The organism is Shimia sp. (genome assembly GCF_041624275.1).
Taxonomy (GTDB): domain Bacteria; phylum Pseudomonadota; class Alphaproteobacteria; order Rhodobacterales; family Rhodobacteraceae; genus Shimia.
Map to the genome: position 1 here is coordinate 1 of NZ_JBFJVE010000036.1, position 18,874 is coordinate 18,874.

Here is an 18,874-nt window from a genome sequence, read left to right on the forward strand (position 1 = left end):
GAAGACCTCGATCACGTTGCTGTCGCGCTCGAAGTCCTGCTCGTAGAGGCTCTCGGTCAGCTCCATTTTGGAGACGACCTTGCCGGCAGCCATCATCAGCTCGACGGTTTCGGTCTGAACCTTTTTCGCGACTTCAGCGAATGCGGCCATGTTCTCGGCGGCAACTTCGGCCTGGGCCGATGCGAAGTCGGTCAGAGCCTTGGCGTAGTCGGCCGGCTCGGCTTTGGCTTTCGACATCTCCGACAGTTTGCTCAGGGTGTCTTTGGTCCATTTCGACGAGATTTCCGAGGATTTCTCGGCCGCGTCGAGGGCCACACCGGCCAGCTTTTCGTTCAGCGAGGCGGTGCTTTTGAAAGCGTCTTCCAGAGCGGCGGTGTCAACCGGGAATGCGCCCATCATGTCTTTCAGAATGGTGTTCAGGTCTTGGGTCTTGGTCATGGGAACTGGTCCTTCAAATGTTTGCGGGTCGCCCCGGCTTTCTGCGTCTGCAAACAATATGCTTTCTGCGATGCAGCATTTCAAGAAAAAAATGCTGCATCGCAGAATAAAATAATGATTTCGTTTAAAATCAACGTGTTGCGATGGTTTTCACATAGGATCCGGGGGCCTCTTCAAGCACGGGATGCTCCGAATCACCCGGTTCGCGGGCCGGAACCTGCTTGCCGGACCGGCTGCTCAGCCATTCGTCCCAGCGCGGCCACCACGATCCCTCGACAAAGGTCGCCCCCTGCATCCAGTCATCAGCGTCAAGCTTGACGTCGGCATTGACGTAATGGCCGTATTTCTTTTTCGACGGCGGGTTGACGATGCCGGCGATATGCCCCGACTCCGAGACGATGAAGGTCTTTGAGCGGCTCTTGGTCTGCTGAAAGCCCCTGTAGCAATCCTTCCAGCGCGCGATGTGGTCGGTTTCGCAGGTGACCGAGCACAAGGGCACGGTGACGTCGGAAATATGCAGCCGCTCGCCGCAGAGTTCGATCCCGTCATTGACGAATTCGTTGCCCTGGCACAGCTGGCGCAGGTACTGATGCGCCATCTTGCCCGGCAGACCCGAGCCGTCGCCGTTCCAGTAGAGCAGGTCAAAGGCCGGCGGGGTCTCGCCCATCATGTAGCTCTTGATCGCCGGGCCATAGACCAGATCGTTCGAGCGCAGGAAGGAAAAGGTGCGCTGCATGATGAACGAGCGCAGCAGCCCCTCGGATTCGACCTCCTTGTCGATGCCGTCGATGAAATCATCCTGAAGGAAGGGGGTGAACTCGCCCTGGTCGCTGAAATCGGTCAGCGCGGTGAAGAAGGTCGCCGATTTCACCGATGTGTCGCCGCGTTTCTTCAGCAGCGCCAGCGTCAGGTGCAGCGTGGTGCCGGCGATGCAATAGCCGACCGCATTGACCTGTTTCTGCTGGGTCAGTTTCTTGACCTCGGAGATCGCGGTCAGGAAGCCGTCCTCGATATAGTCCTCCATGCCGACCTCGGCATAGGACCGGTCGGGGTTGACCCAGCTGACGATGAACACCGTATAGCCCTGGTCGACGGCCCATTTGATCAGGCTGTTCTGCTCCTTGAGATCAAGGATGTAATATTTGTTGATCCAGGGCGGGAAGATGATCAGCGGCGTCTCGTGCACGGTTTCGGTGGTCGGGCTGTATTGCAGCAGCTCGAACATGCGGTTGCGATAAACCACCTTGCCCGGCGTGGTGGCGATGTTGCGGCCGATCTCGAAGGCCTCTTCATCCGACAGCCGCACGATCAGCTCGCCGTTGTTGGCCTCGAGGTCGGCGATCAGGTTCTCCAGCCCCTTGACCAACGAAGCGCCCTCGGTCTCGATCGCCTTCTCCAGCACGTCGGGGTTGGTGCCAAGGAAATTGGTCGGCGCCATCATGTCGATGATCTGCTGCGAGAAATACTCCAGCCGCTGCCGGTCCTTGCTTTCCAGCCCCTCGGCATCCCGCACCGCCTGGCGGATCGCCTCGGCATTGCGCATGTACTGCTGCTTGAGAAAGTTGAAATAGGGGTGCGTCTGCCACAGCGGGTTCGAAAACCGGCGGTCCGAGGGGGTCTGGTCCGGCGCCGCCTCGAGCTTGCCGTGCATCAGCATGTTCTGAGCATCGACGAAATGGGTCACCGATTTGGTCCAGTATTCCAGCTGGTGCTCCAGCACCCGCGCCGGGTTCTGCATCATCGACTGCAAATAGGCATTGGCGGCATTGACAAAGACGTCTTCGTCCGGCGCGTTCAATTCGCGCCGCATCGGCTTGTGGCGTGCCATAACCTCGACAAGGCGCGTCGACAGCTCTTCGACACGCGAAAGATTCTCGTTGAGTTTCTCCAGGTTGGCCCCTGCGGCATTGTCTTCGGTTGTCATATTAAAAATTCGGCCCTATTCTCGCTGCGAAGCAGCATATTGACGCCCATTTAACGGGGCAACTGAAATCGAGGTCCTGCATAGCGGACCAGACTGGAGACGCCAATGCGCTACATGGCCACGTACGACTGGATGGAATCGATCCGCAATACCAATCAGTGGATGGGCGCCTCGGCGCTCGCCATGGCATCCTACCCGGTTTTCGCCTGGATGCCCAACCCGATGCTGCAATGGATGGCCGCCTGGGGCGAAGTGACCGAGCGCACCTTCCAGCGCATGGTGGTCAAGCCGGGCTGGGGCATCCGCACCTTCACCTGCGAAGACGGCAAGGACCATCTGGTCAATATCGAGACCGTGGTCGAACGCCCCTTTGGCGATCTGATCCACTTCAACGTCGCCGGGCGCGAGACCCAGCCGCGCAAGATCCTTCTGGTCGCTCCGATGTCGGGTCACTATGCCACGCTCCTGCGTTCGACGGTAAAGAGCCTGCTGGTCAATTGTGAAGTCTACATCACCGATTGGCACAACGCGCGTGACATTCCGGTGTCCGAGGGCAAGTTCGACATCGAGGATTACACGCTCTATCTGGTCGACTTCCTGAAAGAGCTGGGCCCCGACACCCATGTCATCGCGGTCTGCCAGCCGGCGCCGCTGACCCTGGCGGCCACCGCCTATCTGGCCGAGGAAGACCCCGAGGCGCAGCCGCGCTCGCTGACCCTGATCGGCGGGCCGATTGATCCCAATGCCGCCGCCACCGACGTCACCGATTTCGGCCACCGCGTCACCATGGGCCAGCTCGAAGAGATGATGATCCAGCGCGTCGGCTTCAAATACCCCGGCGTCGGCCGCATGGTCTATCCGGGCCTGTTGCAGCTGGCCTCCTTCATGTCGATGAACGGCGACCGCCACAGCCAGGCCTTCCGCGACCAGATCATGCGGGTGGTGCGCGGCGAGGCCTCGGACCACGACGCCCACAACCGTTTCTACGACGAATACCTCGCGGTGATGGACATGCCGGCCGAGTTCTACCTGTCGACGGTCGAGCGGATCTTCAAGAACGGCGAGATCGCCAACAACGAATTCGTCGTCGCCGGCCGCAAGGTCGACATCGGCAAGATCACCACGGTGGCGGTGAAGACCGTCGAGGGCGGCAAGGACGACATCACCGCGCCGGGCCAATGCGTGGCGGCGCTGGACATGTGCACCGGCCTGCCAGACAGCAAGAAGGCCAGCTATGTCGAGCCCGACGCCGGCCACTACGGCATTTTCGCCGGCAAGAGCTGGCGCAACAACATCCGCCCGCTGGTGCTGGAGTTCATCGACGCCAATGCCGGCCCCGCCAAGAACGCCGAGGAGGCCAAGGTCGAGACCACGAAGGCCAAGGCCGAGACCCCCAAGGTCGAGGTCGAGGCGGCCAAGGCCGAGACCCCCAAGGCCAAGGTCGAGGCGGCCAAGGCCGAAGCCCCCAAGGTCGAGGCGTCCAAGGCCAAACCGGCGGAAAAACCGGCCAACCGCAACAGCGCCGCCTGAGCGTCGCTGCGCCGTCAAAGGCTTCGGGGTCGCGCAATCTGCGCGGCCCCTTTTCTTTGGCCAATCGCCGGGGGTCAGCCGCCGGTCAGCCAGCGCCGCAGCGCGGCCGTGGTCGCGGCGGGGTTTTCCAGCGTCGGCAGATGCCCGGCATCCTCGATGATTTCCAGCCGCGCGTCGGGGATCAGCTCGGCCATGAAACTGTGGCGGCGCACCGGGGTCAGCCCGTCATGGGCGCCGTAGAGAACCAAAGTCGGCACCTTGCAGCGGCGCAGCGTATCCTGCTGGTCGCGTCGGCGTTGCAGCGCCCGCACCTGGCGCACGAAGGTCTCGGCCCCGAGATAGAGCCCCATCTCACGCATCAGCGCCAGCACCTCGCCGCGCTGCGGCCCCGGCGCCAGATATTCCGGGCGCATGAAATCGGCCAGCACGTCGCCAAGCCGCCCGGCGCGGGCGGCGACGATCATCGGCTCGTAGCCGGCGGCGCTTTGCGGGGTCTCGGCCAGCGGGTTGGTGTCCATCAGCGCCAGCCGCGTCACCCGGTCGGGGGCCCGGCGCAGCACCTCCATGGCGACGATCCCGCCCATGCTGAGCCCGGCAAGGGCAAAGCGCGCCGGCAACAGGTCGAGCAGGTCGCAGGCGATGTCGTCGATACGCTCGCCATGGGTGATCGGGGCCACGGTGATCGGCCCCTCGGATGAGAGTTCGGCGATCTGCGGCCCGAACAGGCGCGCATCGCACATCATTCCCGGTAACAGGACCAGCGGTTCCAGCATGCTCGAGCTTCCTTGCCGACGCGGCCTCTGCGCGCCGCTGCCGCAGTTTGGCAAAAAGCCGCGTCAGGTCAAGCCGCGCCAGATCGGGACAGGCACAGACAGGGCCAAGACAGGTCGCGCCGGACGCCGCCTGACTCGGTCGGACTCAGTCGGACTCAGTCGGCGTCAAAGCCATGCCAGCGGAAGGCGCCGCTTTCCGAAAGTGGCGCATGCGGGTTCCAGGCGATCTCCCAGACATGGCCGTCGGGATCGGCAAAATAGCCATTGACGCCGCCCCAGAACACCTCCTGCGCCGGTTTCAGCATCCGCGCCCCGGCCGCCTCGGCGCGCGCCATCAGCGCTGCCACCTCATCCCTTTGGCGCAGGTTGTGGGCCAGGGTGATGCCGGAAAACCCGCCGATGGCCTCGGCCGGAATGCCGAGATCATCGGCCAGCGACTGGCGCGGATACAGGCCGAGGGTCTGGCCGATGAGATCGAAGGCGATGATGCCGTCGGGCCCGTCGCAGCGCGCCCAACCAAGGGCCTCGTAGAACCCTGCCGCGCGCTCGAGATCGGTCACGGCGAGAGTGATGAGGCTGATGCGTTGTTCCATTGTCGGGATCCTCCGTTAACGGGCGGCGAGCGGCGCGGCGTGGCGGGCGGCTGCCATGCCGCTGCGCCGACCCGCCTCGAAAATCGGCCAAATGTCTGCTTTATGAAAGTTTCGCACGCGAAATAACCTTGTTAACACTTCTTTCTATCAGGTTAAGACAATCGTCATCCGAGAACCTGTGATCGGCATCCTTGACCAGCGTCAGGCGGATGTCGGGGCCCTGCGCGGTTTCGAGCAGGCGCAGCGCGGTTTCGGTGCTGACCGCGGTGTCGGCGGTGCCCTGAAGAAAGCGCACCGGGAAATCGAACCGCAGATCGCCGCGCAGCACCAGATTGCGGCGCCCGTCCTCGATCATGCGCCGGGTGATGACATAGGGTTCCATGTAATCCGAGGGCAGCTCGACATGGCCGACGCTCTCGAGCGCCGCCTTCTGCGCCTCGGTGAACGAGGCCCAGTAGCCGTCTTCGGTGAAATCCGGGGCGGCGGCGATGGTCACCATGCCGGCGACGCGGTCGGGGATGGCGCGGGCCAGCAGCAGCGCCTGCCAGCCGCCCATCGACGAGCCGACCAGAACCAGCGGCCCCTCGGTCAGCGCCGCGACCGCGGCCAGGCTATCCTGGTGCCAATCGCCGATGCAGCCCTCTTCGAAAGTCCCCGAGCTTTCGCCGTGGCCGGAATAGTCAAAGCGCAGAAAGCCCTGCCCGCGCGCCCGTGCCCAGGTCTCGAGATGCAGCGCCTTGGTGCCCTCCATGTCGGATTTCAGCCCGCCCAGAAAAACCACCGTCGGCCCCCGGCCTTGGGTCTTGTGATAGGCGATGCGGCGGCCCTGCGGGCTGTCGAAAAACTGCGTGTCGGCCATGACGTCCTCTTGGTTGTTCGGGCCGAGCTTACCCGCCAATCGGGGGCCGCGAAAGGGCGCTTGACTTGGGCCCATCAAAGGCGCAAAACACGCCCGAACCATATACCCGCAACCGGGCGTTCCGTGGGCGCCAAACTGACGAGGAGCTTGAGGCTGATGGCCGATATTTCCCTTACATTTCCTGATGGTAACGCGCGTTCTTACAGCGTTGGTGTAACTGCCGCCGAGGTCGCATCGTCGATTTCCAACTCGCTGGCCAAGAAGGCCATTTCAGCCACGCTGGACGGCCAGCACTGGGATCTGCAATGGCCGATCCACGGCGATGCCAACATCGCCATCAACACGCTGAAAGACAGCGACGCCGAGGCGCTGGAGCTGATCCGCCACGACTGCGCCCATATCATGGCCCGCGCCGTGCAGGAGATCTGGCCCGACGTGAAAGTCACCATCGGCCCGGTGATCGAGAACGGCTGGTATTACGATTTCGACCGCGCCGAACCCTTCACCCCCGAAGACCTTGGCGCCATCGAAAAGAAGATGAAAGAGATCATCAACCGCCGCGATCCGGTGACCACCGAAGTCTGGGAACGTGAACGGGCAGTGGCCTATTACGAGGCCAACAACGAGCCCTATAAGGTCGAGCTGATCGACGCCATTCCCGGCGACGAGCCCTTGCGCATGTATTGGCACGGCCACTGGCAGGACCTGTGCCGTGGCCCGCATCTGCAACATACCGGACAGGTGCCGGCGGATGCCTTCAAGCTGATGAGCGTGGCCGGCGCCTATTGGCGCGGCGACAGCGACCGCGCCATGCTGCAACGCATCTACGGGGTCGCCTTCAAAAATAAGGAAGATCTTAAGAAACACCTGCATATGCTGGAAGAGGCCGCCAAGCGCGACCACCGCAAACTGGGCAAGGAGATGGACCTGTTCCACATGCAGGAAGAGGCCCCCGGCCAGATCTTCTGGCACCCGAACGGCTGGACCATCTACACCCAGCTGCAGGATTACATGCGCCGCCAGCAGGCCAGGGGCGGCTATGTCGAGGTCAACACGCCTCAGGTGGTCGACCGCCGCCTGTGGGAGGCCTCGGGCCACTGGGACAAGTACCAGGAGAACATGTTCATCGTCGAAGTCGACGAGGAACACGCACGCGAAAAGGCGGTGAACGCGCTGAAGCCGATGAACTGCCCCTGCCACGTGCAGATCTTTAACCGGGGTCTGAAGAGCTATCGCGACCTGCCGCTGCGCATGGCCGAGTTCGGATCGTGCAACCGCTATGAGCCCTCGGGGGCGCTGCACGGCATCATGCGGGTGCGCGGCTTCACCCAGGATGACGCGCATATCTTCTGCACCGAGGCGCAGATCGAGGACGAGACCAAGATCTTCATCGACTTCCTGTCGACGATCTACAAGGATCTCGGTTTCGAGAAGTTCTCGATCAAGTTCTCGGACCGCCCCGAGACCCGCGCCGGCTCGGACGAGGTCTGGGACAAATCCGAGGCGGCGCTGATGGCGGCGACCAAGGCGGCGGGCTGCGAGTTTGAGCTCAACCCCGGTGAGGGGGCGTTCTACGGGCCCAAGCTGGAATTCGTGCTGACCGACGCCATCGGCCGCGACTGGCAATGCGGCACGCTGCAGGTGGATTTCGTGCTGCCCGAACGGCTCGACGCCAATTACATCGGCGAGGACGGCGCCAAGCACCGCCCGGTGATGCTGCACCGCGCGACGCTGGGTTCGTTCGAACGCTTTATCGGCATCCTGATCGAGGAACATGCCGGCAAGCTGCCCTTCTGGCTGGCGCCGCGTCAGGTGGTGGTGGCCTCGATCGTCTCGGACGCCGACGACTTCGTGCATGAGGTGGTGGCGGCGCTGAAGGCGGCGGGCGTGCGCGCCGAGGCCGACATCCGCAACGAGAAGATCAACTACAAGGTCCGCGAACATTCGGTGGGCAAGGTGCCGGTGATCCTGGCCATCGGCAAGAAAGAGGTCGAGGAGCGCACCGTCTCGACCCGGCGTCTGGGCGAGAAGCAGAGCCAAGTCCAGAGCCTGGACGAAATCGTGAGCCAGCTGGCCCGCGAGGCGACCCCGCCCGACCTCGGGTAAAATCGATTGCAACATTCTTGCAGGCGCGTCCGGGAAACCGGGCGCGCCTGTTTCGTTTTCGAAACAATCCCCCCCTTCCAGCGCTGGAATCTTCACGGACCCGTCACCTGCGCTGACGGCCGCGTGATACACGGCGCCGTGATTGGTCCGTGTGGCTTGCGGCGGCCTAGGGTTTGGCCATGCCGCTCAGCGCAGTGGCCGGAACGAAACCCATTCAAGGAAGATCACATCATGTCGAAAGCCGTAAAAACCCTCGCCGTTGCCAGCGCCGTCGCCGCCGCCCTGACCGCGACCACCCACAGCGCCGCCAATGCCGCAGCCAAGGAGAAATGCTATGGCGTCGCGATGGCCGGCAAGAACGATTGCGCCGCCGGCCCCGGCACCACCTGCGCCGGCACCTCGACCGTCGACTACCAGGGCAATGCCTGGACGCTGGTCGATGCCGGCACCTGCTTGGAAATCGACCTGCCGGCGCAGGCCGACGGCTCGATGCGCAAGGGCTCGCTGGAGGCGCTCGAGCGCGACCTGCCGGCCTGATCGGCGCTCTGAAACCGGTATCGGCGCGCCCCGGCGCCGGTACCATGGGGGCGGTCGGCGGCGGGGATGCCCGCCCCGCTCTGCCTCCGCCCCCCAAACCATTCGCAAATGACCTGCCCCCCTCTGCCGCAAAGGACCCCCGGCCATGTATGACGCGCCCACCATCGCACCCCTGCCCGCAGGCAGCGGTGTCGGCTACAAGCCGCAGCATTTCACCGCGCTGATGGACGACGCGGGCGCCGTCGAATGGCTGGAGATCCACGCCGAGAACTACATGGGCGACGGCGGTCGGCCTTTGGCGCAGCTGCGCCTGCTGGCCGAACGGTTCCCGATCTCGGTGCATGGTGTCGGCCTGTCGATCGGCGGCGAAGGCCGGTTGGACCGGGCCCATCTGGCGCGGCTGCGCCACCTGCTCGACTGGCTGCAGCCGGCGGTATTTTCCGAACACCTGGCCTGGTCGAGCCACGACGGCGCCTTTCTCAACGACCTGCTGCCCCTGCCCTATACCGGCGCCACGCTGACCCGGGTGGCCGACCATATCGACGAGCTACAGGAGGCGCTGGGGCGGCGGATGCTGCTGGAGAACCCGTCAAGCTACCTGGCCTTTGCCGAAAGCGACTGGAGCGAGCCCGATTTCCTGCGCGAGGTGGCGCGGCGCACCGGCTGCGACCTGCTGCTGGACGTCAACAACGTCTTTGTCTCGGCGACCAATCTCGGGTTCGACCCGCGTGCCTATGTCGATGCCTACCCGCTGGAACGGGTGCGCGAAATTCATCTTGGTGGCCATGACGAGGACCGCGACGACCATGGCGCGCCGCTGCTGATCGACAGCCATGGCAAGCCGGTGGACGACCCGGTCTGGGCGCTTCTCGATCATGTGCTGGAACGCGGCGGCCCGCGCCCGGTCCTGATCGAATGGGACAATGACGTGCCCGACTGGCCGGTTCTCGAGGCCGAGGCGGCACGCGCCGCCCGAGCCCTGGCCGGGGTGCCGGCATGAGCAGCGCCGAGGCCGGATTCCGCGCCGCGCTGCTGGACGCGGACCAGCCCGCGCCCCAAGCGCTGCGGGACGGCGCGGGCCGCCCGGCCGGGCGCCGCTTTGACGTCTATCGCAACAATGTCGCGGTGTCGCTGACCGAGGCGCTGGCAGAGGGGTTTCCAGTCGTCGCCAAGCTGCTGGGGCCGGAGAACTTCAAGGCCGTCGCCGGCGTCTTCCTGCGCCGCTCACCGCCCGACAGCCCGCTGCTGATGATCTATGGCGCCGCCTTCCCGGCCTTTCTGCGCGGCTTCGAACCGCTGGCGCATCTGGGCTATCTCGGCGATGTCGCGGCGCTCGAGATGGCGCTGCGGCGCGCCTATCACGCCGCCGATCACCAGCCGCTGGCCGCCGATGCCCTCGGCCGCTTCACGCCGCAACAGCTGGAGCGGCTGCGCCTCGGGCTGGCACCCTCGCTGCAGCTCGTGCGCTCGCCCTGGCCGGTGCTGGCGATCTGGATCTACAATAATGAAGGCGGGGCGCCCAAACCCCGGGCCGGGGCGCAGGAGGTGCTGGTGGCACGGGTCGGTTTCGACCCCGCGCCGCATCTGTTGCCGGCCGGCGGCGGCGGCTTCGTCGCCGCGCTGCAAAAGGGCGCGAGACTGGGCGAAGCGGCGGCAGCGACGCTTGAGCATCACCCCGAATTCGACCTTGGCGCGGTCCTGACCCTGTTGCTGGACACCCGGGCCATCACCTCTGCAACCCCCTGAGGAACGACCATGAACCAATTGATACACCTGCATAATTCCCTTTTCTCGAAACTCGAGCGGGCGGATTGGATGCTGCCGACGCTGGCCCGCATCCTGTTTGCCGCCGTGCTGCTGGTCTATTACTGGAATTCCGGCCTGACCAAGCTTGGCGAGGGGCTCACCGGGCTGTTCCAGCCCTCGGCCGGCGCCTATGCGCAGATCCTGCCGCGGATCTTCGAGGCCGCAGGCTACGACACCTCGGCGCTGTCGGTGTTTCACAGGCTGGTGGTGCTGGGCGGCACATGGGCCGAGTTCCTGCTGCCGGCGCTGATCGTTCTGGGGCTGGCCTCGCGCCTCGCCGCGCTTGGCATGATCGGCTTTGTCCTGCTGCAATCGCTGACCGACATCATCGGCCATCATGCCGACGCCGCCACCATCGGCGGCTGGTTCGACCGTTTCGAAGGCAGCGCCATCCTCGATCAGCGCAGCCTCTGGGTCCTGCTGCTGCTGGTCATCGTGGTCAAGGGCGGCGGGCCGTTTTCGGCCGACCGCCTGCTGGCCCGGCGGTTCGGCTCAGAAATGTGACTTTGGCTCGTCCGGCTTGCCGGCAGCCAGCGCCAGCACCCCGCCGAGCCCGGCAAAGCTGATCGGGAACATGGTGAAGACATTGAAACCAAAGGCGAAATACATCCCCAGCGCCGACAGGAGCAAGAGGATGCCGCCCCAGAGCGCCCGCGCCCGCGCCATGGCGCCGCCGGCGATGGCCAGCATCGGCGACAGCAGGCCGCCGGCCTTGACCAGCTGCACGTTCTCGACCACGCCGAAAATCTCGCCCAACTCGTCATAGCGGGCCGAGAGATCGGCATAGCCCCAGCTGAAGAAGCCGATCACCATGCCGGTGATGCCGGCGATGATTCCCAATGTCAGAGCGGCGTTGCGCATGGTGCCTCCTTCGCTTGCCTCACTGGCACTTAAGCCCTGTCGGCGCCGACGCCAAGGGCCGCCTGCACCTCGGGGCCCCATCCCAGATGCAGCCTGCCGCCGGCCTCGATCAGCGGCCGCTTCATCAGCGCCGGGTGGGCGCGCAGCAGTTCCAGCGGTGGCCGTTCGCGCCCGGCGGCGTCCAGCCCCCGCCATGTGGTCGAGCGGCGATTGACCAGCGCGGCGCCGAATTCCGCCAGCGCGCGAGCCAGGACCGCCTCGGGCACCCCCGGGTCGCGGACATCGACCAGAACGGCATTGTCAAGCGCTTTCAGTGCCTTGCGGCATGTATCACAGGTTTTCAGACCATATAGCTGCATCGGTCGCTGCTCCTTCCTGTTCGCTCGCCTCAAGGTTTTCGCCCCGCTGCGGGTTTGTTTTACTTGATTTTTCTCCAAGCCATGCAATCCTTCGCCCAGCATTTGATGTCAACATTCGTTTGAGCGCGGTTTGGGGGATCGGGTGTGGTCGCGGTTCGATTATGGCCGGGGCAAGTCAAGTATTAGAAGGAGACGCGGTATGCCAAGTGGTACCGTCAAATGGTTCAACACGTCGAAAGGGTATGGGTTCATTGCGCCCGACGGTGGCGGCAATGATGTTTTCGTGCATATTTCAGCGGTCGAACGCTCGGGGCTGACCGGGCTGGCCGACAATCAGAAGGTGGAATACGAGCTGTCCGAGGGCCGCGATGGCCGGATGATGGCCACCGATCTCAAGACGGTCTGACGTGGCCCGGGGTGCCCCGCGCCATCGCGGCGGCCCCCCGTTTCGGCCCGCGCCCGCTTCAGCCACAGAAGGTTTCAGCCGCAGCCCGCTCAGCCGCAGCCCTTGGTGCCGGCGGGGCAATAGGCCGGGCGATAGCGGCTGCGCACCGGCGCCGGCGCGCTGTAGGTGGCATTGGGAATGCCGCAGCAGATGACGCCGCCGACCACCACCGGCTGATAGCCGTTCGGGCAGTAGTTGGCGGCCGCCGGATAGGCCTCGATGCGGATGCCCTCGGGTTGGCTGACGGGGCCGATATTGGGCGCGTTGCTGCTCCAGCTCTGCGCCGCCGCCGGCGACGCCAGCCCCGAGGTCAGCCCCGCCCCCAACCCCAGGGCCGCGGCCAGAAGGATAATCGCTTTCGTCATCTCGCCCTACTCTTTCGCTTAATAAACAAATGATTGCCCCCGAAAATAGGGGCCGGTCGGCGGCGCTGTCAATTTCCCTGTTGGAAATGGACTGTTTCAGGCGCCAAAGCGGCACAGGAAAGGACCGCGAAGATGAAAAGCTTCGAACTGACGGTGGCCCCCAACGGCGCCCGCAGGGGCCGCCGCGACCACCCCGCCCTGCCGCTGACCAGCGCCGAGACCGCGGCGACGGCGGCGGCCTGCCAGCGCGCCGGGGCCGATGCGCTGCACCTGCATGTGCGCGACGGCGCCGGGCGCCATTCGCTGGACGCCGGGCGCTATCGCGAGGCCATGGCGGCGGTCGGCGAACTGGCGCCGGGGATGGCGGTGCAGATCACCACCGAGGCCGCCGGGATCTATGATGTCGCGGCGCAGCATGCCTGCCTCGCGGCGCTGCGCCCCGGGGCGGCCAGCATCTCGGTGCGCGAAATGGCCCGCGATGCCGCCCTGGCGGCGCGGGTCTATGCGCTTTGCGACGAGGCCGGCACCCGGGTGCAGCACATTCTCTACGGGCCGGGCTGCATCCGCCAACTGGCGGCCTGGCGCCGGGCCGGCGTGATCCGCCCCGGCCAGAACGAGGTGCTCTGCGTGCTCGGCCAATACGCGCCGGCCATCCCCGGCCGCCCGGACGATCTGGCAGGTTTCCTGTCGCTCTTGCAGGGCCAGTCGCTGCGCTGGGCGGCCTGCGCCTTCGGCGGCGCGGAACAGGCCTGCCTGCTGAAGGCCCTGGCGCTTGGCGGCGATGTCAGGATCGGCTTTGAAAACAACCTCAGGGCGCCGGACGGCACCCTGTTTGCCGACAATGCCGCCAGCGTCGCGGCGTTTCTGGCCGCCGCCGGATACGCCCCAAAAACAAGGGCCTAGGCGGCGGCGCCGCTTTTCTCCTGCTTTTCTCTTGCCGGAAATATCCGCGGGGGTCCAGGGGGCGCGCCCCCCGGAAATCAGATGGGATCAGCCGGGATCGCGGCGCAGGTATTCATGCACCACGCAGGCCGGGGCCGCCGCGCGCAGCGGGGCGCGGCCGATCTGGCGCCATTCATCGGCGCCAAATTCGGGGAAGAAAGTGTCCGCGTCGGGCACCTCGAGGTCGACCTCGGTCACCAGCAGCCGATGCGCCAACGGCAGCAGGTCGCGATAGATGCGATAGCCGCCGATGCCATAGATGCGGCGATGCCCGGCGGCATGGGCGGCGGCGATCGCGGCCTCGAGGCTGTCGCAGACGGTCTCGGCGATGCCGGCGCGCGACGAGACCACAAGGTTGAGCCGCCCTTTCAGGGGCTTGAACGGCAGGCTGTCCCAGGTGTTGCGGCCCATGATGACCGCCGCGCCGCTGGTTTCGCGCTGAAAGAAGCGCAGGTCTTCGGGCGCATGCCAGGGAATGGTGTTGCCGCGGCCGATGGCACCGTTGCGGGCGCGGGCGACGATCAGGGAAATCATCGCTCAGACCGCCACCGGGGCGGCGATCGACGGGTCGGGATCATAGTCCAGCACTTCGAAATCCTCGTATCTGAAATCGAACAAAGAGCCGACCTGCCGCGTGATGCGCAGCCGCGGCAGCGGCTTGGGGCGGCGCGCCAGCTGGGTGCGCACCTGCTCCATGTGGTTGGAATAGATATGGCCATCGCCGATCGTATGCACGAAATCGCCGGCTTCGTAGCCGGTGACATGGGCCAGCATCATCAGCAGCAGCGCGTAGGAGGCGATGTTGAAGGGCACCCCGAGGAACATGTCGGCCGAACGCTGGTAAAGCTGGAGGTGCATCCTGCCGCCGATGATGCGCACCTGCCACAGCGTGTGGCAGGGCGGCAGCGCCATCTCGGGCACGTCGGCCGGGTTCCAGGCCGAGACGATCAGCCGGCGGCTGTCGGGGCTGGTGCGGATCATCTGGACCAGATCGGCGATCTGGTCCACCTCGCCGGCATGGAACAGCGGCTGCCCGGCGCCGTCCTGCCCGGCGGGCACGAGGCGCGGGAAATGCCGCCACTGATGGCCGTAAACCGGCCCCAGATCGCCGTTCTCGTCGGCCCATTCGTCCCAGATCGAGACCCCGTTTTCCTTCAGATAGCCGATATTGGTCTCGCCCGAGAGAAACCACAGCAGCTCGTGGATGATCGAGCGCAGGTGCAGCTTCTTGGTGGTCACCAGCGGGAAGCCCTCGGCCAGGGGATAGCGCGCCTGCAGGCCGAAATGCGACAGCGTGCCGGTGCCGGTGCGATCGCTCGAGGGCTGGCCCTGCTCGAGAATGACCCGCAACTGGTCGTGATATTGCTGCACGTGCCTCTCCTCTCGGGGTGGGATGCTCGCCCCAGTCTTAATCGCTTCGCGGCGTCAGGCCAAGCGCGCTTTGGACTGGAAAGGGCGCGCCGGCAATGATTTGATCGTGGCAGCGAAAACCGGGGAACGACAGCATGCCATTGAAATACCTTCACACCATGGTCCGGGTGGCCGATCTCGAGAAATCCATCGCCTTCTATGCCCTGCTGGGGCTGCGCGAGACCCGGCGGGTGGACAGTGAACAGGGGCGTTTCACCCTGGTGTTCATGGCCCCCGAGGGACAGGAGGACTGCCCGGTCGAGCTGACCTACAACTGGGACGGCGATGCCGGGCTGCCCGGCGACTCGCGCCATTTCGGCCATCTCGCCTATGCCGTCGACGACATCTACGAGACCTGCCGCCACCTGATGGCAAATGGCGTCACCATCAACCGCCCGCCGCGCGACGGGCGCATGGCCTTCGTGCGCTCGCCCGACAATATCTCGATCGAGCTGTTGCAGGCAGGCGCCGCGCTGGCGCCGGCCGAACCCTGGGCGAGCATGGGCAATACCGGCCACTGGTAAGGGCGCGCAAGGGGCACCGGGCGCGCCGCGCGCCGGGAACTCGCCGGGATCTCGATGGCCCAGCGGTGGCGGCGCCCCCGTATCCGGGCGCGGGTCGGGGCCCGGGTCGGGGCGCGGCCGGCCGATGCGGGCTCAGTAGATATAGCGGATCTGGTCGGCCCAGTAGCGTTCCATGCGGCGCAGCGCAAAGGTGATGCCGTCGATACCATCGGCCCCCAGCACCCCGCGCGTCTGCAAGCCCTCGGCGTGGCGGGCAAAGAGCGCCGCCACCACGTCGCGGATCTCGCGCCCCTTGGGGGTCAGGCGCACCCGCACCGAACGGCGGTCGATCTCGCAGCGCTGATGGTGCATATAGCCCATCTCGACCAGTTTCTTGAGGTTGTAGCTGACGTTGCTGCCCTGATAGTAGCCGCGCGTCTTCAATTCGCCCGCCGTCACCTCGTTGTCGCCGATATTGAACAGCAACAGCGCCTGCACGGCATTGATCTCGAGCACGCCGACCCGCTCGAATTCATCCTTGATCACGTCGAGCAGCAGGCGATGCAGCCGTTCGACCAGCGCCAGCGCATCGAGATAGGATGTCATGAAGCCCGCGTCGGCCTTGCCTGCGATGGGTGCGTGAATGCTCATGAATGGTCTCCGACAGTCTATACCCTATCGGAAACTGGGGGTAAAACCCGAACATTCGGTTAAATTGGTTGCGACTGACCGGAATTTCGCCGCTTTTGCGACGCGCCGCAGCGACCGGCACCGGCCCTGTTCTGGCTCTGCTCTGGCCCCGCACCGCCGCCCACACCGCCGCCCCGACACCGACCCGGCCGCCCGAGGGCATCCCGGGGGCGCGGCGCAGGTGCGGCGGGGGATGCGCGCCTCAGTCGGCGCCGCTGATGGCGCGGGAAATATCGCCGATCAGCGCCGCGAAACGCTCGGGCGCGGCGACCTGGCCGGTCACCCACTGATAGAGATCCTGGTCGTTCTCGTGCAACAGCGCGTCATAGAGATCGAGCGTCGGCCCATCCATGGTCGCGAGATTGTCGTCGGCATAGCGTTCGAGGATGATGTCCATCTCCTTGATGCCACGGCGCATCGAGCGCATCTTCATGCGTTTCAGTCGGTCTTCACGGGTTTCGCTCATCATTCGGCACTTTCGTTGACCGCCAGGCGCAGCTTCTTTTCCAGCCGCGCCAGCTGATCGAGGTTGCTTTTCATCTTGCTCTTGATATCGCGGATCTCGACCAGCAGCACCGCGAGATCCGACGCCTGCCCCGGCTCCTCGCCCGGCGCGGCGGTGATGCCTTCTCCCTCGCCGGTCAGCAGCCAGCCGACCGAGACGTTGAGCAGCCCGGCCATCATCTGCAACTTGTTGGCCCGCGGCTCGTTGAGATCGTCTTCCCAGCCGCGCGCGGTGGCATTCTTGACCCCGAGGCGGCGGGCGAATTCCGTCTGTTCCAGCCCGGCGTACTGGCGCGCCGCCGCCAGCCGGTCGCCGAAAGTGGCGACATCTTCGCCGTACCAGTAGTCGTGGTATTCCTGTTCGCTTAATTCTTCGGCCATTTCGCTGCCTCCTTTGCCTTCCCGCTTGATCGGGTGCAGGGCGCACCCTAAGACATGGGCGCATTGAATACAAACGAGGCCTGTCATGTCTTTCCTGTCCGCGACACTTTCCCGCGTCAAACCTTCGCCGACGATCGCGGTCACCGCAAAGGCGGCCGAACTGCGCGCGGCGGGGCGCGACGTGATCGGCCTCGGTGCCGGCGAGCCGGATTTCGACACGCCGCAGAACATCAAGGAGGCGGCGGTGGCGGCGATCGCCGCCGGCAAGACCAAATATACCGCCGTCGACGGCATCCCCGAGCTGAAGGCGGCGATCTGCGCCAAGCTCAGACGCGACAACGGGCTGGATTACACCCCCGCCCAGGTCAGCGTCGGCACCGGCGGCAAACAGATTCTCTACAACGCGCTGATGGCGACGCTGAACCCCGGCGACGAGGTGGTGATTCCGGCGCCCTACTGGGTCTCCTATCCGGATATGGTGCTGCTGGCGGGGGGCACGCCGGTGATTGCCGCCGCCAGCCTGGAAAACGATTTCAAGCTGACCGCCGATCAGCTCGAGGCGGCGATCACCCCGAAGACCAAGTGGCTGATCTTCAACTCGCCCTCGAACCCCACCGGCGCCGGCTATAACCGCGACGAGCTGAAGGCGCTGACCGATGTGCTGCTGCGTCACCCGCATGTCTGGGTGATGACCGACGACATGTACGAGCACCTCGCCTATGGCGATTTCAAGTTCTGCACCCCGGCCGAGGTCGAGCCGGCGCTCTATGCGCGCACGCTGACCTGCAACGGGGTCTCGAAAGCCTATGCCATGACCGGCTGGCGCATCGGTTACGCGGCGGGGCCGGTCGAGCTGATCGCGGCGATGCGCAAGATCCAGTCGCAATCGACCTCGAACCCCTGTTCGGTCAGCCAGTGGGCCGCCGTCGAGGCGCTGAACGGGCCGCAGGATTTCCTGCCCGCCAACAACGAGGTGTTTCGCCGCCGCCGCGACCTTGTGGTGAAGATGCTGTCGCAGATCGAGGGCATCACCTGCCCGGTGCCCGACGGGGCCTTTTATGTCTATCCCTCGATCGCCGGGCTGATCGGCAAGACCAGCCCCGGGGGCAGGCTGATCGACAGCGACGAGGCCTTTGCCACGGCGCTGCTGGAAGAGGCCGATGTGGCGGTGGTCTTCGGCGCCGCCTTTGGGCTTTCGCCGAACTTCCGGGTCAGCTACGCTACGTCGGACGCGGCGCTGGAGACCGCCTGCCGGCGGATCCGGGACTTCTGCGCGTCGCTGAGCTGAGGGGACGTGATGGCGAGCGAACTGCCCGACTATTATTTCCGGGTGCGCGAGAACGGCGCCTTCGTGTTCCGGGTCGATACCGAGAACCGCCAGCGGCGCATCGACATGGACCAGATCGCGGTGGTCAACATCCGCAAGGGCGAGATCAAGCCGCATGGCGACCGGATCCTGTCGCAGGAGGACCTGGCGGCGATCGGCGACTGGATGCGGGCGCGCAGCGAGACCCTGGCGGCGCGCGACATCGACGACATCCACCGGGCGGTGGACTATCTCAACCTGACCACCCACTGGGCCCAGGGCAAGGCCAGCGAGGCGCAGTTGGACGAAGTCACCGACGCGCTGCTGCTGGCGATGCACGACCTGCGCTCGGTGCTGGTGCGCAAGAAGGCCGAGCGGCTGATGCGCGAGCGCGACTGAGCGGCGGTCGGGGGTGGAACCGGGGGCGCGCAACCGGGGGTCTCCCCCGGACCCCCGGGATATTTCCGGCAAGAGAATGAGGCGGGCGCGGGGCGCAGCCGAGGCCGGCGCCTAGGGCGTGGACTCAATTGCGCGTAGCCAGA

The 18,874-nt window shown here is 65.4% G+C and carries 24 protein-coding genes; 11 read left to right on the forward strand and 13 right to left on the reverse strand.

Annotated elements, in window-relative coordinates:
* Nucleotides 1-438 (reverse strand): phasin family protein (locus tag ABZD10_RS04660; RefSeq protein ID WP_372884941.1); only part of this gene is annotated, 438 nt, incomplete at its 3' end.
* A 130-nt stretch (nucleotides 439-568) separates the two neighbouring features.
* Nucleotides 569-2,362, reverse strand: coding sequence for a PHA/PHB synthase family protein (locus ABZD10_RS04665; RefSeq protein WP_372884942.1), 1,794 nt, complete (start codon nucleotides 2,360-2,362; stop codon nucleotides 569-571).
* 105 nt (nucleotides 2,363-2,467) lie between these two features.
* Between ABZD10_RS04665 and phaZ the strand changes: the two genes are divergently transcribed.
* Complete coding sequence (phaZ, locus tag ABZD10_RS04670; RefSeq protein WP_372884943.1) at nucleotides 2,468-3,892, forward strand: polyhydroxyalkanoate depolymerase; 1,425 nt, start codon at nucleotides 2,468-2,470, stop codon at nucleotides 3,890-3,892.
* A 74-nt stretch (nucleotides 3,893-3,966) separates the two neighbouring features.
* On the opposite strand, the gene ABZD10_RS04675 is transcribed toward phaZ, so the two are convergent.
* The 3 genes from ABZD10_RS04675 to ABZD10_RS04685 all read right to left on the reverse strand — a co-directional run bounded on the left by ABZD10_RS04675 (nucleotide 3,967) and on the right by ABZD10_RS04685 (nucleotide 6,117).
* Nucleotides 3,967-4,665 (reverse strand): alpha/beta fold hydrolase, encoded by a 699-nt coding sequence (locus ABZD10_RS04675; protein WP_372884944.1) that lies wholly within the window; start codon nucleotides 4,663-4,665, stop codon nucleotides 3,967-3,969.
* A 155-nt stretch (nucleotides 4,666-4,820) separates the two neighbouring features.
* Nucleotides 4,821-5,258 carry a VOC family protein gene (locus ABZD10_RS04680; RefSeq protein ID WP_372884945.1) on the reverse strand — a complete coding sequence of 146 codons (438 nt, stop codon included), beginning with the start codon at nucleotides 5,256-5,258 and terminating at the stop codon, nucleotides 4,821-4,823.
* Between the two features lie 100 nt (nucleotides 5,259-5,358).
* Nucleotides 5,359-6,117 (reverse strand): alpha/beta hydrolase, encoded by a 759-nt coding sequence (locus tag ABZD10_RS04685; protein ID WP_372884946.1) that lies wholly within the window; start codon nucleotides 6,115-6,117, stop codon nucleotides 5,359-5,361.
* A gap of 156 nt (nucleotides 6,118-6,273) precedes the next feature.
* Here ABZD10_RS04685 and thrS point away from each other — a divergent pair, with 156 nt between their 5' ends.
* The 5 genes from thrS to ABZD10_RS04710 all read left to right on the forward strand — a co-directional run bounded on the left by thrS (nucleotide 6,274) and on the right by ABZD10_RS04710 (nucleotide 11,070).
* Nucleotides 6,274-8,223: a threonine--tRNA ligase gene (gene thrS / locus ABZD10_RS04690; protein WP_372884947.1), complete on the forward strand. Its 1,950-nt coding sequence runs from the start codon at nucleotides 6,274-6,276 to the stop codon at nucleotides 8,221-8,223.
* A gap of 231 nt (nucleotides 8,224-8,454) precedes the next feature.
* Nucleotides 8,455-8,760 carry a DUF2282 domain-containing protein gene (locus ABZD10_RS04695; RefSeq protein WP_372884948.1) on the forward strand — a complete coding sequence of 102 codons (306 nt, stop codon included), beginning with the start codon at nucleotides 8,455-8,457 and terminating at the stop codon, nucleotides 8,758-8,760.
* 145 nt (nucleotides 8,761-8,905) lie between these two features.
* The gene (locus ABZD10_RS04700; protein ID WP_372884949.1) at nucleotides 8,906-9,760 is read left to right on the forward strand and encodes a DUF692 family multinuclear iron-containing protein; all 855 of its coding nucleotides are present in this window, start codon (nucleotides 8,906-8,908) and stop codon (nucleotides 9,758-9,760) included.
* Nucleotides 9,757-10,506: a putative DNA-binding domain-containing protein gene (locus ABZD10_RS04705; protein ID WP_372884950.1), complete on the forward strand. Its 750-nt coding sequence runs from the start codon at nucleotides 9,757-9,759 to the stop codon at nucleotides 10,504-10,506. Before ABZD10_RS04700 ends, ABZD10_RS04705 begins: the two co-directional genes overlap by 4 nt.
* Nucleotides 10,507-10,515: 9 nt before the next feature.
* Nucleotides 10,516-11,070: a hypothetical protein gene (locus tag ABZD10_RS04710; RefSeq protein ID WP_372884951.1), complete on the forward strand. Its 555-nt coding sequence runs from the start codon at nucleotides 10,516-10,518 to the stop codon at nucleotides 11,068-11,070.
* On the opposite strand, the gene ABZD10_RS04715 is transcribed toward ABZD10_RS04710, so the two are convergent.
* Nucleotides 11,059-11,427 carry a hypothetical protein gene (locus ABZD10_RS04715; RefSeq protein ID WP_372884952.1) on the reverse strand — a complete coding sequence of 123 codons (369 nt, stop codon included), beginning with the start codon at nucleotides 11,425-11,427 and terminating at the stop codon, nucleotides 11,059-11,061. The genes ABZD10_RS04710 and ABZD10_RS04715 overlap by 12 nt on opposite strands.
* 29 nt (nucleotides 11,428-11,456) lie before the next feature.
* Nucleotides 11,457-11,786, reverse strand: a complete 330-nt coding sequence (locus tag ABZD10_RS04720; protein WP_372884953.1) for an ArsC/Spx/MgsR family protein — start codon at nucleotides 11,784-11,786, stop codon at nucleotides 11,457-11,459.
* A 199-nt stretch (nucleotides 11,787-11,985) separates the two neighbouring features.
* Here ABZD10_RS04720 and ABZD10_RS04725 point away from each other — a divergent pair, with 199 nt between their 5' ends.
* Nucleotides 11,986-12,192: a cold-shock protein gene (locus tag ABZD10_RS04725; protein WP_372884954.1), complete on the forward strand. Its 207-nt coding sequence runs from the start codon at nucleotides 11,986-11,988 to the stop codon at nucleotides 12,190-12,192.
* An 89-nt stretch (nucleotides 12,193-12,281) separates the two neighbouring features.
* Here the strand turns inward: ABZD10_RS04725 and ABZD10_RS04730 are convergent, their stop codons facing one another.
* On the reverse strand, nucleotides 12,282-12,596 hold the full coding sequence (locus tag ABZD10_RS04730; RefSeq protein WP_372884955.1) for a hypothetical protein: 315 nt from the start codon (nucleotides 12,594-12,596) through the stop codon (nucleotides 12,282-12,284).
* A 132-nt stretch (nucleotides 12,597-12,728) separates the two neighbouring features.
* Between ABZD10_RS04730 and ABZD10_RS04735 the strand changes: the two genes are divergently transcribed.
* The gene (locus ABZD10_RS04735) at nucleotides 12,729-13,499 is read left to right on the forward strand and encodes a 3-keto-5-aminohexanoate cleavage protein (protein WP_372884956.1); all 771 of its coding nucleotides are present in this window, start codon (nucleotides 12,729-12,731) and stop codon (nucleotides 13,497-13,499) included.
* An 87-nt stretch (nucleotides 13,500-13,586) separates the two neighbouring features.
* Here ABZD10_RS04735 and ABZD10_RS04740 read toward each other — a convergent pair whose 3' ends face one another.
* Entirely contained in the window at nucleotides 13,587-14,072 is a 486-nt protein-coding gene (locus tag ABZD10_RS04740) for a dihydrofolate reductase (RefSeq protein ID WP_372884958.1), read from the reverse strand.
* 3 nt (nucleotides 14,073-14,075) lie between these two features.
* Nucleotides 14,076-14,909 carry a thymidylate synthase gene (locus ABZD10_RS04745; RefSeq protein ID WP_372884960.1) on the reverse strand — a complete coding sequence of 278 codons (834 nt, stop codon included), beginning with the start codon at nucleotides 14,907-14,909 and terminating at the stop codon, nucleotides 14,076-14,078.
* A gap of 134 nt (nucleotides 14,910-15,043) precedes the next feature.
* Here ABZD10_RS04745 and ABZD10_RS04750 point away from each other — a divergent pair, with 134 nt between their 5' ends.
* On the forward strand, nucleotides 15,044-15,472 hold the full coding sequence (locus ABZD10_RS04750; RefSeq protein ID WP_372884961.1) for a VOC family protein: 429 nt from the start codon (nucleotides 15,044-15,046) through the stop codon (nucleotides 15,470-15,472).
* A gap of 132 nt (nucleotides 15,473-15,604) precedes the next feature.
* Here ABZD10_RS04750 and ABZD10_RS04755 read toward each other — a convergent pair whose 3' ends face one another.
* The 3 genes from ABZD10_RS04755 to ABZD10_RS04765 form a co-directional block, all read right to left on the reverse strand.
* Nucleotides 15,605-16,102 (reverse strand): MarR family winged helix-turn-helix transcriptional regulator, encoded by a 498-nt coding sequence (locus tag ABZD10_RS04755; protein WP_372884963.1) that lies wholly within the window; start codon nucleotides 16,100-16,102, stop codon nucleotides 15,605-15,607.
* Between the two features lie 241 nt (nucleotides 16,103-16,343).
* A complete protein-coding gene (locus tag ABZD10_RS04760) occupies nucleotides 16,344-16,607 on the reverse strand; it encodes a succinate dehydrogenase assembly factor 2 (RefSeq protein WP_372884964.1) in 264 nt (87 codons plus the stop codon).
* Complete coding sequence (locus ABZD10_RS04765) at nucleotides 16,607-17,026, reverse strand: helix-turn-helix domain-containing protein (RefSeq protein WP_372884965.1); 420 nt, start codon at nucleotides 17,024-17,026, stop codon at nucleotides 16,607-16,609. Before ABZD10_RS04765 ends, ABZD10_RS04760 begins: the two co-directional genes overlap by 1 nt.
* Nucleotides 17,027-17,111: 85 nt before the next feature.
* Between ABZD10_RS04765 and ABZD10_RS04770 the strand changes: the two genes are divergently transcribed.
* Nucleotides 17,112-18,314, forward strand: coding sequence for a pyridoxal phosphate-dependent aminotransferase (locus ABZD10_RS04770; protein WP_372884967.1), 1,203 nt, complete (start codon nucleotides 17,112-17,114; stop codon nucleotides 18,312-18,314).
* Nucleotides 18,315-18,323: 9 nt separating this feature from the next.
* Nucleotides 18,324-18,731, forward strand: coding sequence for a hypothetical protein (locus ABZD10_RS04775; RefSeq protein ID WP_372884969.1), 408 nt, complete (start codon nucleotides 18,324-18,326; stop codon nucleotides 18,729-18,731).
* Nucleotides 18,732-18,874: the final 143 nt, after the last annotated feature.